Raw genomic sequence first — 14799 nt, 5'->3', positions numbered from 1 at the left:
TTGATGGCGTTGGTTTGGGTTCTTGAGGCGGTCCATGGCTGGATGAGGCCTTTCGCTCCGGTCGCTTCGGCCCTTCGGGCTTCCCTCACAACCACCCCTTTTGGGGCGCTCGCCAAACTCGCAACGGCGGACCGGTGGTCCGCCACCCTTGTTGCTCGGACAGGTGGCGAGCTTGCCTCCCCAAAAGGGGCGGTTGTTCGGCTTGCGAGACGGAGCGGAAGGCCCCATCAAGCCCTGGACCTTGCGTATCTTTTGTTTGGACCTTCGTTATTCTGGGGCTTGCGTGTCTTTGATTTGGTCCTGCGGGCCTTTGGGGAGGCAATCATGGTTTATCTTGATTGCGCTGGGTCGTATCCAGCTGTTGGCTCGGTATGCTGTTTTAGGCGCGAACCTCGTCTTTGCATGTACCGTTGGTGTCTCAGGAGATGCGAGTTCGCGCTTCGGGGTGACTTTCTATCGCTCCGTGAAGACCAGGCGTAATGCCAGACCTACGAAGACGGTGCCGGCAATACGGTTCAGCCAGAGTTGGGCGCGGGGAGATTTTTGCAGGAGTTCGCCAAATGTTCCCGAGAAGATGGCGATGATGGTGAAGACCAGGAAGGCGGCCAGCATGAAGAGGCCGCCCAAGCTGAAGATCTGCAGGGCTACTGAACCACGTTCGGGAGAGGTGAACTGGGGCAGGAAGGCCAGGAAGAAGAGCGAGACCTTGGGATTGGTCAGGTTCATGATGATGCCGCGGCGATACAGGGCGGCGTATGAAAGGCGGGGGGTCTTGGTGTTGCCGTCGGGTGTGGCGGTAGCTGAGGCACGGAAGGCGCCCCAGGCGAGGTAAATGAGGTAGGCGGCGCCGATGAGTTTGAGGATGGTGAAGGCGGTGGCAGACGTGGCGAAGATGGCGGCGAGGCCGATGGCGACGGCGAAGGTGTGGCCGATGAGGCCGGTGCAAAGGCCCAGAACGACGGCCATGCCGGCAGCCTTGCCCCACAGGGCGGATTGCATCAGCACGAAGAGGTTGTCCGGGCCGGGAGCCAGGGCGAGCAGTACCGCTATGCCGAAGAATGAGAGGGCGATCTGGTAGGTAAGCATGGAACGTCGGGTTCTGTGGTAGTTTTAGGCGATTGGATCACTTACCTTGGACGACCATGGCCAGCAATTCGTCGCACATTGACACCCTGTTGTTGCACTCGGGCATTGCCGAGTTTAATCCCAAAACCGAGGCGGCTCCGGTGGCCTTGCCTTCGATACGAACCAGTACGGTGCGCTTTGCCAATATGGAGGCGCATGACCGTGCGATGCAGGCCAGGGGGCGGGGGGAGCGTGCTGTTACATACGGGCGTGCGGGGATGGATACGCACGCGGCGCTTGAGCAGGTTTTTTGTGATCTGGAAGGCGCGCATCGGGCATTTTTGGCGCCGTCGGGGCTGTCGGCGATTACGTTGGCGTTTCTTGCTTTGCTGAATTCTGGCGACCATGTATTGGTGGCAGACTGCGTGTATGGGCCGGTTCGCTATCTGGACAAGATTGTGCTTGGGCGTATGGGTATCGAGGTGGAGTATTGCCGTGCGACGCCCGAAGCTCTGGAGTCGCGGGTGCGGCCGAATACACGGATGTTGTATATCGAGTCGCCGGGTTCGCTGTTGTTCGAGATGCTGGATATTCCCGCGTTGGCGGAGTTTGCGCAGCGGCACGGGCTGGTGCTGGTGGATGACAACACCTGGGGAGCGGGGTATGTGTATAAGCCCCTGGGGCTTGGCGTGGACGTGTCTGTCGTGGCGGGCACGAAGTACATTGGTGGGCATTCGGATCTGATGCTGGGTGCCGTGATGGCGAAGGATCCTGAGCTTGCCCGCCGTATCAATGAAACGCACTATGCGATGGGGTATTCGATCAGCGCGGATGACGCATGGCTGGCGTTGCGGGGGGTGCGCACTTTGCCGTTGCGCATGCGTCAACATGCGGCCAATGCGCTCGAGGTGTGTGAATTCCTGGCCAAGCGTCCGGAGACGGTACGCATTTTTCATCCGGCGTATCACGGCGACCCGGGTCATGAGCTATGGAAGCGCGATTGTCTGGGCTCGAACGGGATGCTGGCGGTGGAGCTTGCGCTGAACAATCAGCAGGCGCGGCGGTTTGTGGATGCGCTGGAATTATTCAGTATTGGCTATTCGTGGGGTGGTTTTGAAAGTCTGACGCAGCTGGTGGAGCAGTCGGCCCTGAAGTTGCACGGGTATTGGCAGGACAGTGGTGCAGATCGATCGGTAGTACGGTTGCATGTGGGACTTGAGGACACCCGCGATTTGATTGCGGATCTTCAACAGGCGCTTGAAGCGGCGTCAGCCGGTTAGGAGGCAAGCGAGGCGTCGCGGTGTGCGACGCCTCGTGGCACGGCAGAATGCTGTTTATTTCTTGAGGCTTTCCAGCAGGCGCTGGGCTTCGTCTATGGTGCCCTGGTAGCTGCCTGTCATGGACGGCGAGGTCACGAATTTGCCGCCGATGGCAAGGCTGGGCGTGCCCTGGATGCCGTAGGTATCTGTCAGCTCGTTGGCGCGACTGATCTTGGTGTTGACGCCAAATGAATGGAATACGGACTGGAACTTGGCCTTGTCGATGCCCTGGTCGGCAATCCAGTCGACGATGGCGTCTTCGGTATAGATGCGCTTGCGTTCTTGGTGAATGGCTTTGAAAACGGCAGGATGCAAGTCGAGGCGGCCGAGGCTTTCCAGCGAATAATAAAGTCTTTGCAGGTCGGACATGCTTGCGTTGAAGGCAACGGGCACCCGTTTGAGAACGGTGTCTTCGGGCAGGGACGCGGCCCATTTTTCGACTAGCGGCTCCATGGTCGCGCAGTGGGGGCAGCTATAGGCAAAGAACTCGAGGATTTCAGTTTTTCCGGCAGTATCAGACGGCTGGGCAGGGTCGACGACGGTGTGCGATTGCGCCATTGCGGCCGGCGCGAGGAATGCTGTGCTTAGTGCCAGGGCTGACAGGGCACGGGAAAAAATGGCTTTGATTGACATGTGTGAATAATCCTGTACGAATTTGATCAGTAAGACCGCGATTTCAAGGGCAAGTTCAAGTGGTGCGTCAAGGAACCTTGACGACGCTGGATTCGATCTTGGCCTCGCTCAGACGCATGCGGGAGCGGTTCATTTCATCGATGCCCTTGAATGGGCCGACGCGTACGCGGTGCAAGGTTGAACCGCCTACCTCTGCCTGCTGCACCTGTACGGGCAAGCCCAACATCAGAATCTGGGCTTTGACGGATTCAGCGTCGTTATTTGAGCGGAAGGCTCCTGCCTGGAGGTAGTAGGTGGTTTGCGTCGTGGCTGCGATATCGGCGGCGGAAGGCTTGCGCTGGCTTTCGGCCTGGGCCGGGGGCGGCGGGACGTCGGGGGTACCCGGTTTGGCAGCATCCAGGGTAGCGAGCAAGGCGCCGATGTCATCGCGTCCCGAATCCGGTTTCTGGCCCGGAAGCGGTGCCGGCGGTGTCACGGTGGGGCCACTGGCCGCGCTGCCGGCGGCCCCGCTTTGTCCGTACAGGCCCAGGTTGGGGTCGGGTGCGTCATTGATATTGGGGGGAAGGAGGACGTTGGCTGGATCGCGGCTGGCCTTGTCCACAAAGGGCATGGGTACCTGGGTAACGAAATACGCCACGGCGGCAGCGGCTGCCAGACCGATGATCAGGCCGGCAAGCAGGCCAAAAAGCGTGCTGCCGCCGGTTTTTTTGGAGCTGGATGATTTGCGACGCTGTGCCATTGTTGCCTTACATCCTTTCAGGAGCGGAGACGCCGAGCAGATTCAGCCCCATCGCCAGGACCTGACGCGTGGCGGAGGCCAGACGCAGGCGAGCGAGCTTGAGGGCTTCGTCGTCGACCAGCACGCGCTCGGAGTTATACCAGGTGTGGAAATCAGAGGCGCAGTCGCGCAGCCAGAAGGCAATGTGGTGCGGAGCGAGCTCTTTGGCGGCCAGTGCGATCACGGCGGGATACTCGGCCAGCCGTTGAAGCAGCGCGATTTCGCTGGCTGCCGTCAGTGGAGAGGCGTCAGCCTGATCGACAGCCACGGCATCTTGAGAAGCCTGCGCCAGCATCGAGCAGATGCGGGCATGTGCGTACTGGATGTAGTAGACGGGGTTCTCTTCGCTCTTGGACAACGCCAGATCGATGTCAAAGACAAATTCGGAGTCGGCCCGGCGCTGTACCAGGAAGAAGCGGACCGCATCCTGCCCCACCCAGTCGATCAGGTCGCGCATGGTGACATAGCTGCCGGCGCGCTTTGATATCTTGACTTCGGCGCCGTCGCGCACGACCTTGACCATTTTGTGCAGGATGTAGGCAGGATAGTCTTTGGGAATACCCAGATTGAGTCCCTGAAGGCCGGCCCGTACACGTGCCACGGTGCCGTGGTGGTCGCTGCCCTGAATGTTGACGGCGTGATGGAATCCGCGTTCCCATTTGGCTACGTGGTAGGCGACGTCGGGGACGAAATAGGTGTATCCGCCTTCGGATTTGCGCATGACGCGGTCTTTGTCGTCACCAGTGCCCAGCTCGGTGGTACGCAGCCACAGGGCGCCGTCCTGCTCGTAAGTGTGGCCGGCCTCGGTCAGTGCCCGGACAGTCTGTTCGACCCGGCCGCTGCTGTACAGAGAGCTTTCAAGATAGAAGTTGTCGAATTTCAGGCCGAATGCCTGCAGGTCGAGGTCTTGTTCACGGCGCAGATACGCGACGGCGAACCTTCGGATGTCGTCCAGATTGTCGATATCGCCGGTTGCGGTGACCGATTCACCGTCGGCGGCCTGCACGGTAGCTTTGGCGGCAAAGTCGCGGGCAATGTCGACAATGTAATCGCCCTTGTATCCGTCAGCCGGAAAATCGGGGGAATCGGGCTCGATGCCTTTGGCTCGCGCCTGGACGCTGATGGCAAGATTGTCGATTTGGTTGCCGGCGTCGTTGTAGTAAAACTCGCGCGTGACGTCGTAGCCTTGGGTGGCCAGTACACGACATAAGGAATCGCCCAAGGCGGCCTGGCGGGCATGGCCAACGTGTAAGGGTCCGGTCGGGTTGGCGGATACGAATTCAACCAGGATTTTCTCGTTGCGCACGGGCTGTGTGCCGAATTGTTCACCCTCTTGTCTGATGGCATCGAGTACGGCTTGGTGGGCCGCCTTCGTCAGCCGAAAGTTGATGAAACCGGGGCCGGCAACTTCGGCGGAGGCGATAAGGGCGTCGGCGCCGGGCTGGGCAACGACTGCATCGATGATTTGCTGTGCCAGCTCTCGCGGGTTGCGCCGGGCGGGTTTGGCAAGTTGCATGGCGACGTTGGTGGCGAGGTCGCCGTGGCTGGCGATCTTGGGTCGCTCTAACAGGACAGCGGGCTCGGCATCGGGAACGATGGACTTGGTCGCGGCGAGAATGAGGGAGGTGAGTTGCTGTTGGTGCCCAGGAAGCATATGAAGTGGTTCGTGTAGGCGGCCCATATCCGGGCGCCGCCCATGGGGGCGGCCCGGCGCGCGAAAGGCGCGTCGGCGCATTGCATGGAAAGGCTTAAATGATAGCGTGATTTTCCGTGGGCGTGTCCTGTAAAGGCGCGGCATGCCAGCCCAGTTCATCATGAAGCCAACGTGCGTAGGCGTCAAGGTCTACCTCCCCGACCTGGTTCGAGCCACTGCCGTGCCAGTCTTCGTAGCGTTTGATCAAGGCTTCGGTAGCTTCGCGCTGGGTTCTGCCGAATCGGGCGTGGTCATCCTGCCGGCCGTGCATGAGCCGGCCGGTTGCGTCATCGACGCGCCGATCGCCGTCAATCAAGGTGCGCGCCAGCGAGGAACGTTCATCGTGAAGAACGGGGTTGGTGATACGTGATTGTTCGCTTGCGAGGCGGTCAAGTGGAACAGCGGCAGCGCGGGCCTGCCACACCATCCAGTTCAATGCAATGTCAGACAGGTCGCCGGAGCCGGCTGCGGCGTCCGCAACCCCGGGGGGTGTGCCTCCTCCGACGTCGGCATGCGCGCCAATGAACGGTACCTCGTTAAGGTTGATGTAGCCTTTGCCCGTGGCCGCAAGCAATGGAAACAAGGATCGTCTCTCGTGCAGGGCTACAGCGTGTGCTACCCAGCTCCAGGCCGATGCAATGCTGAAGTCGTATTGGGCATTCAGGGCGCCCCCGAGGCCAAACTGGGCCACCGTGTCGAAGAGCCCCATGAACCGAAGGTCGACACAAGCGGTGACCTGCCCACGCAACGGGTCGGCAAAGGAGAACAAGCCCTGGTCGACATGCTGTTCAATAAGGTTGCCAAAGTGACGCGCCAGCGCAGCGCCCCGGGAATAGCCGATGATGTCGATGGGGACGGGCTCGAGTGCACTCAATGGAGCTTCATGCAGGGCGTTGAGCAGATGCTGCCACTGGGTTTGAATGGTCTGGGGCGCTTCGTGTGCCGCCACGGCATCCAGATCCCAGTAATACGGATTGCCGGGACCGGAGTGATAAAAGACCGGGCCATCCAGATATCGTTGACTGAACAGCCAGACGTTGCCCCGGGTGTGGGCGTTCATGCGAGTGCCGTCGAAGGCGAACAGAAGCAGACCCAGTGGGTCAACAAAACGGCGAGGCTGCTGCGCTGCATAGCCCCACGCCTGGGAGCCGGGCAGTGGGCCCAGCGGGTCTGGCTCGAGATACTGCCCGAACTGAGGATGAAAGGTACGCAACAGATTGTCGTGCCAGCCGGTGGCGTCGTCGAAGATCTGGCCCGGAAGCCGGAGGTCAAAGTTCAGGTCACCTGCGGTTTGGTGTGCGGACCCCAATGGTGTGTACGTGGCTTGCCACCGGATGTTGCGCTTGTCGTCGGTAAGCATGACGGGTGCGCCCATCAGGTCTGAATGTACGGCGTAGAGCTTGCCGTTGGAAGGATCGGTGGTGTAGTCGATCATGCCCACCAGGACATGGCCCGCATGGATATAACGACGCGTGATCGGTGTTGACTGCGACGCGGGTTTGTATGGCGACGGTTGCTTGCTCGAACGGTGGCGCCGGGCTTCGGCGACCAGCCGGTTGTCCAGATAAAGATAATGAGTGTGATCCTGGGGGGTGAGTCTTTCGATGCGATGACCGAACGCGTTGTGACGGTACAGGACCATTGGCTGGTTGCCGCGCCATACCTGTTCCAGGCGGCGCATGGGACCGTAGCGCAGTGACAAATCGCCAACCATTGTGGGCAAGCCGGATGCATCGCGAAGCACGTGGGGCCGCCGTGTGGAACCTTGCCGGCGAACCGCTGCCGACGATCCGTCGGAGTGCCAGGCAAACCAGTGCTGCTGCAGCTTGTCCGGCGAAGGTGGTGCCATACCCGGAGGCGAGGTCGAGTGAGATTCAGCCGCTATGGAGAGTCGCGATGATTTGTCGTAAAGGTAGTGCCAGTGGCTCTGAAGATTCATGGCGGACCAGTAGGTGGATTCGCGCACAGGCCGTCGCAGGTAGTCGTAAGAGCGGAACTGCTGCCAAATGAGATTGTCTCGGTGAGACAGACTGAGGGCGCTGGCATGGCCTTTGTGAAAGGCTACGGACATTGTCATGCCGTTGCCATAGCGATAGCCAGGCAGGGAGTCGGACGCCTGTATGACGGTATGCCGCTGACCGCTTGCGTCCTGCCATTCGATTTGGACTAGCCGGCCTGTGGCGGACCACTGGTAATGCAGGGCACCGCCCTCTGGAAGCTGATGTCGTACAGGGCGGTGATGGGAGTCGTAGTCGAAGCGATCGGTATAGACCCCAGGCTGTTGGGTGAATCTGGTCGGGTGCCGACCGCCTGGCGCCTTCGCCACAGCATCTGCAAAGGGTAGAGGTGTACGCCGGGGTTTCAAGTTTCGCGAAACGCGTCGTTCAATGAGGCGGCCCAGGGAATCGTAGAGGCGCTTTTCGCTCTCGTGTGGGTGGCGAACTGATATCAGCTGATCGTGGTTCCAGCCCAGGCGGGTCGTGTGCTTGAGGTCTTTGCCCTGCATGACGATCCGCCTTGGGCGGCCTTGCCGGTCGTAGTCGTAGCGCCAGCCATCCCCATTCTGAAATTGTCGTAGCTGAAGCTGTCCTGCTGCATCGAAAGTGGCGGTTTCCCGACCGGTTGCCTTGGCTTGCCAGGACGTGCGACGGCCTTGGGCGTCGAATTCAAGATGCAAGCCAGGCCAGCCCGGAGCAAATGGACGCATGCTGGCCAGCCGTCCGTCGGGGGTGTATGCGATAGTGTTTCTGTGTACGTTCCGAATACGCCCGTGTGAAGTTGGGGCGTACGTGCCGGGTGCAGGACAGCCGGCACAGGACGCACCGCTTACGTCCGCCAGTACATAGCGGCTACCCTGTTGCTGGAACGTAATTCGGGTCTGGCGGCCATCGGCTTGATTGACCACGGTAAGGCCTGCCTGTTTGGCGGTGGCCTTGCGTTCGTAGCCGATACGCAGGGAATATGCGTTTTTGACGGGGTGATGTTGTGTTGCTTTGATGGCGCGTGCTTCAGAGTCATAGGCCCAGCTGTTCGTGCGTACCTTGTGTTCCGGCGCATGCGTTGTGGCGGGCCTGACCAGGGCTACGCCAGTCAGCAAATGCGGCATGCCGGCTTGCAGATGGGCATCGTACAAGTAGCGACGCTCAAGTCCGTCCGGTCGCCGGACGGCAGTTAGCCGAAGCTGTGGCGGCCTGGTCGTGCCGGCAATGGTTTCGTAGCGATAGCTGAATCGGCCGAGCGGGGTGTCTATGGCGCTGACGTATGCCTGTCCCCCGCTTATTCGATAATGAAACTGGTATTTGACCGGCGTGTTTGTGCGACTGGAGGAGATGATGTGGGAGATGGCGCCGTGAAGCACCCCACCGTCGTGGCGGACAATGTCGGCGATTTCTACGCCCGCCTGCCTGTTCGCAGCCCCTTTACGTGGCACGACGATACGGATCAGTCGGCCGCCGTCATCGAATCTCAGGTGGCGGCCATCGGGCCAGAACCACTGCCATTGGGCGCCGTCGCGCTTGAGGAAACCGCGTGGATTTTGAAGCGGTGTTGCATCCGCTACATGGAAGGTGATTCGACTGCCATCTGCCTGAACGATCTGGACGCGGTTTTTGCCGGGGTAAAGGCGGGTGTCGTAAGAGCTGGTCCATCCGCGACCAAACGGACCTTGGCGCGGGTCGAGTGAGTTGTAATGACGCAGCACCTGCAGCAAGGGAGCAGCGGGGTTGGCAGGAAGGTCGAGCTCCCGCTGATGTTTATTGCCGGTGGCGAGGTGTACAGGGTTGCCAAGGGCCAGGCTGGGCTCGGGAACGATATTACCCTGGGCGGCTATGCCTTCCATGGCGCACGGGTGCCCAAGAGCAGGGGGCGAACACACACTTTCGGCAACAGCCCAGACCGGGCTTGACGCCAGAACAAGGGCCAAAAAGCGTTGCAGGATCATGGCATTTTTCTGGTGGAAAAAACCTTGATCATGCCGCTTGGCACGTCTGTGATGTTAGGGTAGTGTAGAACTTCGTCTATTGAGGAAAACCGACATGCTAGTAGTCTTTCATTCCAAGCCCGCCGCCGAAGTCCTCATGTTTGCCCACCATGCGCTGCCCATCCTCAAGGCAGCCGGCAAACCGTATACCGACACATTGCCCGAACGGGGGGTCATCACCCGCGATCAGTTGGCCGAGGCGATTGCCGGCATCGAAAAAGCCATAGCCGAGGGTCCCCCGCCAAACGACACCGAAAGTGACGACGACAACGACGACCGCGAACATCCGATCTCTTTGCCCGTCAGTTTTCGGCAGCGCTCGTTTCCCTTGTTGGCCATGCTGCGGCTGGCGCAGCAGCATGGGGCCGATGTTACCTGGGAGCCGGCACCGTCCTGGTAAACGGGCCGGCTGTGGCGCGAAGCTGCTTATACTGCGGCTTCGGCCGACGCCTTCTGAATGGGGTGGGCGGCCTCGTGACGGTTGACGGCACTAAGGATGGCCAGGAATGACGCCGTGACGATGTCGGTATTGATGCCTACGCCAAAGCCGGTGGGGCTATCGCCAATGCGGGCTTCTACGTAGCATGCCGCCTTGGTGTCGGTGCCGGTGCCGATGGCGTGCTCGTGGTAATCCATGATGCGTATGTCCAGGTCGAGCGCATCGACAAAAGCTGAAATCGCACCATCACCCTGGCCGGTCAGCCGGCGGGTTTCGCCGTTGTGCGTCAATTCGACCTCGATGGCAAATTGTTCGCCGGACTTGGCCTCTGGCGTACCTGTAATCCGGTGACGGACCAGCTTCCAGGGTGCTTCGAGCTCGAGGTATTCGCTGCTGAACAGCTTATATACATCGCCCGCGGTAACTTCTGCACCGGTTTCGTCAGTGACGCGCTGAATGGCGCGGCTGAACTCGATCTGAAGACGACGTGGCAATACCAGGCCGTGTTCCTGCTCGAGCAGGTACGAGACTCCGCCCTTGCCCGATTGACTGTTGACGCGGATAACGGCGTCGTAGTTGCGGCCCAGATCGGCAGGGTCGATGGGCAAATAGGGAACTTCCCACAATGCATCGGGCTTTTGCTGCGCAAAGCCTTTTTTGATGGCGTCTTGGTGTGAGCCGGAAAATGCCGTGAAGACGAGGTCTCCGGCATAAGGGTGACGCGGATGCACGGGCAACTGGTTGCAGTATTCGACACAACGGCGAACTTCGTCGATGTCGGAAAAATCAAGGCCCGGGTGGATGCCCTGGGTATACAGGTTGAGCGCCAACGTGACCAGGCATACGTTGCCAGTACGTTCGCCGTTTCCGAACAGGCAGCCTTCTACGCGATCGGCGCCGGCCATGATGGCGAACTCGGCAGCGGCCACGGCGGTGCCGCGGTCGTTATGCGGGTGCACGCTGAGCACAATGCAGTCGCGGCGAGCGAGATTATTGTGCATCCATTCGATCTGGTCGGCGTACAGGTTGGGCGTGGTTGCCTCGATGGTTGCCGGCAGGTTGAAAATGATCTTGGACTCGGGGGTTGGCTGCCAGGCCTCACTGACGGCATTACATACGGCCAGGGCGACTTCGGGCTCGGTGGTGCTGAACACTTCGGGCGAATATTCGTAACGCCAGTATGTTTCGGGATGCTGGGATGTATAGTGCTTGACCAGCTTGGTGCCGGTTACGGCCAATTCGCGAACTTCGTCCGGCGTCATGTTGAACACGATCTTGCGGAACGCCGGAGCACAGGCGTTGTACAGGTGAACAATGGCTTTCTTTGCACCCGCCGCGGCCTCGACCGTACGCTTGATGAGGTCTTCGCGCGATTGGGTCAGCACGATGATGGTGACGTCATCCGGAATAAGCTTGTCGTCGACCAGTTTTCGCACGAAATCGAAGTCGGTTTGCGAAGCCGATGGGAACCCCACCTCGATTTCCTTGAAGCCGATCTTGATCAGTTGTTCGAAGAAGCGGAGCTTGCGCTCGACGCTCATGGGTTCGATCAATGACTGGTTGCCGTCGCGCAGGTCGGTACTCATCCAGATGGGCGGATGGGTAATGCGCTTGCTGGGCCACGTGCGTTCGGAATAATCGCGATCAAACGGAACAAATGGACGATATTTGTCGGAAGGGTTGGAAAGCATAAGGCACCTATGTACGGAGTTCTTTCTTGAGTGTCGTCTGGGCGTCGTTCGGTTTAAGTCGGCCTTGGTCGGGAAACCTGGTTAAGGCAAAAATCGACGCAAAAAATTCGGCGTGGCGAACAGGCTGCCGAACTGCCACACGACGCTAGGCCCGGCAACCGATCGGTAGCAGTAGGGATAGGGCCAGAGCGGAAAGAGAAGCGCGGCGAACGCCGGCAAGGGGAGCGGCCACCACTGCACCGGCAGCGTAGCTGCCGGAAGCAAAAGAAACGGGGGTGGCGTTAGCGTGTTTCATGCCTCTTAGTCTAAACATTGTTACGCGTCTGCGCAAGCATATTGCACCGCGTGCAATGCACTTATCCACAGGTAACCAGGCTGCCCGGACTCAATTGCATCCAGGCTGGAACAGTGTTTTCAGGCGCTTGGTGGTTCGCGGGTTTCTTGGGTGAATGTGGACTTTTCGAGGCTGCGGGCCTGATGACGTGAGAGCTCGATTTTGCCCGCCCTGCCCGATCTCAATTCTTCCGCCGCCCGTTGCAAAACTCCAACAGTTACCGGCTGGCTGCGGTCATGCCATGCCCAGCGCAACACATCTCGGGCGGGTTCCGACAGCTGGCTGACAAGGCCATCGAAGGTATCGGCGCTGACAATCTTTCCACGAGTACGTTCACTGCTGACTCGTATGAAACCAAGCAGCAGGTAGACGATGACAAGGGTGCATAATGCCACCAGCGCCCACCAAAAATAGGCGTTGTAACGCTGCAAAAACGCGATCGCGTCGCCGCCTAGTGCCTGCAATCCCGAATAGTCGACGCGGTCGCCAAAGGCGATCATGCGGGTGAGCAAGTCGTACCAGACGATGGCGACGACGGCCACCACAACGGTACACAGGATTTTTTGCGTTGCTGTAAGCTTGAGCAGCGTACTGCGTAATGCCGCCTGGTCTTGCGCTGTCGTCCGAGCGCTGGATATCTGTTTCATGCGGGTCATTTTACCTATGCAATCGCGCCATTCAATTGAACTGCGCCAACATCAAAAGCTGACGCTGACTCCCCAGCTGCGGCAGGCCATACGTCTGCTGCAGTGTTCGGCGCAGGATCTTGAACTTGAGATCGCCCAAGCGTTACTGGACAATCCCTTGCTGGAACGCGTGGAAGAGTATGACACCGAAGCTGCGGGATCGGAAACAGACTCGTTACCGGATGATAGGGATTTTGGCCAGTCTGCCGATCCTGCGTCGCGCGCGCGAGACAGCGACGACTATACCCAGCCGGAAGCCATAATTGCCCCTACCTTGCGTCAGCATCTGCGTGAGCAGTTGCGCCTGACTCGAGCAGGCGAACGGGACCGCGTTCTGGTTGAGCTGCTGATCGAGGAACTCGACGACAACGGATACCTGACCACCCCTCTTGAAGACCTCGCCGACCTTTTGCCTGTCGAACTCGACATTGACATCAGCGATTGGAAAGCTGCCTTGAGCCTGCTTCAGTCGTTTGACCCCCCGGGCGTGGGTGCCGCCTCTATCTCTGAATGCATGTTGCTGCAGCTGCGGCGCCTGGAATTTGACGTGGATGACGAAGTTCTTGCGTGCGCACGCCAGCTGGCGAATGGGCATCTTGAAAAGTTGGCCTCGGGAAAACTGACCGGTCTATCGCGGCAGTTGGGCCACGAACAGAGTGTGTTGATTGATGCGCGCCGACTGCTGTTAAGGTTGAATCCCAAGCCGGGTCGGAACTGGGCGACTGACGTTGCCAATTACGTTCGGCCCGAGGTGTTTGTTCGCAAATCAGGGGGGGTATGGAAAGCCTACCTGAATCCCGCGGCAAGGCCTTCGCTCAAGGTGGATGCTGTCTACGACCAGATTATTCGACAGCACGGCGATGCAGGGGGTGAGGCCTTGCGGTCGCGATTGCGCGAAGCTCATGGGCTTATCAAGAGTGTTCAGCAACGCTTTGACACTATCTTGCGAGTTGCCAGTGCAGTGGTAGAGCACCAGCAGGCCTTTTTCGATCAGGGTGAACAGGCCTTGCGACCTCTTGTCCTGCGCGACATTGCTCAGGAGCTGCAGATGCACGAATCAACTGTGTCGCGCTCAACCAGGCAGAAGTACCTGCAAACGCCCTGGGGCGTTTATGAACTCAAGTATTTCTTTACTACAGCTGTCGGGCTCGAAGACGGAGACGCAACCTCGAATGCGGCGGTGCGTTCCATGATTCAGGAACTTGTGGAAAGCGAGCCGGCAGGCAAGCCGCTGTCGGACAATACCCTTGCAACCAAGCTGGCCGAACGAGGTGTTGTTATTGCCCGGCGTACAGTAGCCAAGTATCGCGAGGCCGCTGGGATACCGCCGGCTCCACAACGGCGTGCACGGGCCCGTCTGGATGCGGCTCGCTGAAGCGTCGCCCCGGAACTTTTGGTATTTGCCCTGATCCACTGAATTGCAGAATTGCAGAATTGCAGAATTGCAGAATTGCAGAATTGCAGAATTGCAGAATTGCAGAATTGCAGAACTGCAGAACTGCAGAACTGCAGAACTGCTGAAGGCGAAAGGCGAAAGGCGAAGGGCGAAGGGCGAAGGGCGAAGGGCGAAGGGCGAAGGGCGAACAGCAAGCTGTTGCGCGCAATCCGGCCTCCTCATAAGCCATGGCTGGAAACAGTGAGTGTGGACACCAATACCGACGACGGCACCCAGGAGCCGGCATGACTTCACAATTTTCCCCAGCGACAATATTTACAATTTTCTTGGCGGTTTGCGCGAATCCGCGTTGATTTTTCCCGAATGCTGGATAATAATTATTCTCATGTTCATTTGTATATGTAGCGCGATCACCGAGCGCCAAGTCATCAAGGCCGTTGCCGACGGGGCCGAGACACTTGCCGATCTTCAGATTGATCTGGGGGTCGCGATGTGTTGCGGGCGTTGTGCTGATACCGCCAGCGAATACCTGCCGGGTGGCCGCCAGGACGAACATCTGTCAGCCACAGCCATTGGGGCGGTCGTGGAAGAAGCGGCCAACGACGCTTCGCTGCGGCCCATGGTGGTGCAGGCCGTCGCACGCCGAGCCTAAAAACAATTACAATTAGATACAATATTCCTGTCGCGATTCCGATTCTCTACTGCGCCCCCAATTGCGCGCAAATGGGGCTGAAGTCGTATTTCGTTACCCCAAAATTCGTGCATCCGACCTGGATTAAGGCGCGT

11 protein-coding genes are annotated in these 14799 nt (G+C 59.3%); 4 read left to right on the top strand and 7 right to left on the bottom strand.

The window, feature by feature from the left end; genetic code table 11:
* Window positions 1–453: 453 nt before the first annotated feature.
* The gene (locus Q1J88_RS08305; protein ID WP_301117154.1) at window positions 454–1086 is read right to left on the bottom strand and encodes a LysE family translocator; all 633 of its coding nucleotides are present in this window, start codon (window positions 1084–1086) and stop codon (window positions 454–456) included.
* 56 nt (window positions 1087–1142) lie between these two features.
* Between Q1J88_RS08305 and metC the strand changes: the two genes are divergently transcribed.
* A complete protein-coding gene (gene metC / locus Q1J88_RS08300) occupies window positions 1143–2345 on the top strand; it encodes a cystathionine beta-lyase (RefSeq protein ID WP_301117153.1) in 1203 nt (400 codons plus the stop codon).
* 54 nt (window positions 2346–2399) lie between these two features.
* Here metC and Q1J88_RS08295 read toward each other — a convergent pair whose 3' ends face one another.
* From Q1J88_RS08295 to Q1J88_RS08280, 4 genes are all read right to left on the bottom strand, one after another.
* Window positions 2400–3017 carry a thiol:disulfide interchange protein DsbA/DsbL gene (locus Q1J88_RS08295; protein ID WP_301117152.1) on the bottom strand — a complete coding sequence of 206 codons (618 nt, stop codon included), beginning with the start codon at window positions 3015–3017 and terminating at the stop codon, window positions 2400–2402.
* Between the two features lie 67 nt (window positions 3018–3084).
* On the bottom strand, window positions 3085–3756 hold the full coding sequence (locus Q1J88_RS08290; protein ID WP_301117151.1) for an SPOR domain-containing protein: 672 nt from the start codon (window positions 3754–3756) through the stop codon (window positions 3085–3087).
* 7 nt (window positions 3757–3763) lie between these two features.
* Entirely contained in the window at window positions 3764–5449 is a 1686-nt protein-coding gene (gene argS, locus Q1J88_RS08285) for an arginine--tRNA ligase (protein WP_301117150.1), read from the bottom strand.
* Window positions 5450–5543: 94 nt separating this feature from the next.
* Window positions 5544–9428: a DUF2235 domain-containing protein gene (locus Q1J88_RS08280; RefSeq protein WP_301117149.1), complete on the bottom strand. Its 3885-nt coding sequence runs from the start codon at window positions 9426–9428 to the stop codon at window positions 5544–5546.
* 94 nt (window positions 9429–9522) lie between these two features.
* Between Q1J88_RS08280 and Q1J88_RS08275 the strand changes: the two genes are divergently transcribed.
* Complete coding sequence (locus tag Q1J88_RS08275; RefSeq protein ID WP_301117148.1) at window positions 9523–9867, top strand: DUF1840 domain-containing protein; 345 nt, start codon at window positions 9523–9525, stop codon at window positions 9865–9867.
* A 26-nt stretch (window positions 9868–9893) separates the two neighbouring features.
* Here Q1J88_RS08275 and leuA read toward each other — a convergent pair whose 3' ends face one another.
* Both leuA and Q1J88_RS08265 read right to left on the bottom strand, forming a co-directional pair.
* On the bottom strand, window positions 9894–11597 hold the full coding sequence (gene leuA / locus Q1J88_RS08270) for a 2-isopropylmalate synthase (protein ID WP_301117147.1): 1704 nt from the start codon (window positions 11595–11597) through the stop codon (window positions 9894–9896).
* A gap of 414 nt (window positions 11598–12011) precedes the next feature.
* Window positions 12012–12578 (bottom strand): hypothetical protein, encoded by a 567-nt coding sequence (locus tag Q1J88_RS08265; RefSeq protein WP_301117146.1) that lies wholly within the window; start codon window positions 12576–12578, stop codon window positions 12012–12014.
* Here Q1J88_RS08265 and rpoN point away from each other — a divergent pair.
* Both rpoN and Q1J88_RS08255 read left to right on the top strand, forming a co-directional pair.
* Window positions 12577–13992 carry an RNA polymerase factor sigma-54 gene (gene rpoN / locus Q1J88_RS08260; RefSeq protein ID WP_301117145.1) on the top strand — a complete coding sequence of 472 codons (1416 nt, stop codon included), beginning with the start codon at window positions 12577–12579 and terminating at the stop codon, window positions 13990–13992. The two genes, Q1J88_RS08265 and rpoN, sit on opposite strands and share 2 nt — an antisense overlap.
* 406 nt (window positions 13993–14398) lie before the next feature.
* Window positions 14399–14665 carry a (2Fe-2S)-binding protein gene (locus tag Q1J88_RS08255; protein WP_301117144.1) on the top strand — a complete coding sequence of 89 codons (267 nt, stop codon included), beginning with the start codon at window positions 14399–14401 and terminating at the stop codon, window positions 14663–14665.
* The last annotated feature ends 134 nt before the right edge of the window (window positions 14666–14799 follow it).

The sequence above is a fragment of the Pusillimonas sp. genome, assembly GCF_029263785.1.
Classification (GTDB): Bacteria; Pseudomonadota; Gammaproteobacteria; order Burkholderiales; family Burkholderiaceae_B; genus Pusillimonas.
This window is presented reverse-complemented; position numbering and strand designations above follow the sequence as displayed.

What these genes read in the sequence shown, in the direction of transcription:
- Q1J88_RS08305 (WP_301117154.1), bottom strand. Translation starts at nt 1,086, where the DNA reads ATGCTTACCTACCAGATCGCCCTCTCATTCTTCGGCATAGCGGTACTG.
- metC (WP_301117153.1), top strand. Translation starts at nt 1,143, where the DNA reads ATGGCCAGCAATTCGTCGCACATTGACACCCTGTTGTTGCACTCGGGC.
- Q1J88_RS08295 (WP_301117152.1), bottom strand. Translation starts at nt 3,017, where the DNA reads ATGTCAATCAAAGCCATTTTTTCCCGTGCCCTGTCAGCCCTGGCACTA.
- Q1J88_RS08290 (WP_301117151.1), bottom strand. Translation starts at nt 3,756, where the DNA reads ATGGCACAGCGTCGCAAATCATCCAGCTCCAAAAAAACCGGCGGCAGC.
- argS (WP_301117150.1), bottom strand. Translation starts at nt 5,449, where the DNA reads ATGCTTCCTGGGCACCAACAGCAACTCACCTCCCTCATTCTCGCCGCG.
- Q1J88_RS08280 (WP_301117149.1), bottom strand. Translation starts at nt 9,428, where the DNA reads ATGATCCTGCAACGCTTTTTGGCCCTTGTTCTGGCGTCAAGCCCGGTC.
- Q1J88_RS08275 (WP_301117148.1), top strand. Translation starts at nt 9,523, where the DNA reads ATGCTAGTAGTCTTTCATTCCAAGCCCGCCGCCGAAGTCCTCATGTTT.
- leuA (WP_301117147.1), bottom strand. Translation starts at nt 11,597, where the DNA reads ATGCTTTCCAACCCTTCCGACAAATATCGTCCATTTGTTCCGTTTGAT.
- rpoN (WP_301117145.1), top strand. Translation starts at nt 12,577, where the DNA reads ATGCGGGTCATTTTACCTATGCAATCGCGCCATTCAATTGAACTGCGC.
- Q1J88_RS08265 (WP_301117146.1), bottom strand. Translation starts at nt 12,578, where the DNA reads ATGAAACAGATATCCAGCGCTCGGACGACAGCGCAAGACCAGGCGGCA.
- Q1J88_RS08255 (WP_301117144.1), top strand. Translation starts at nt 14,399, where the DNA reads ATGTTCATTTGTATATGTAGCGCGATCACCGAGCGCCAAGTCATCAAG.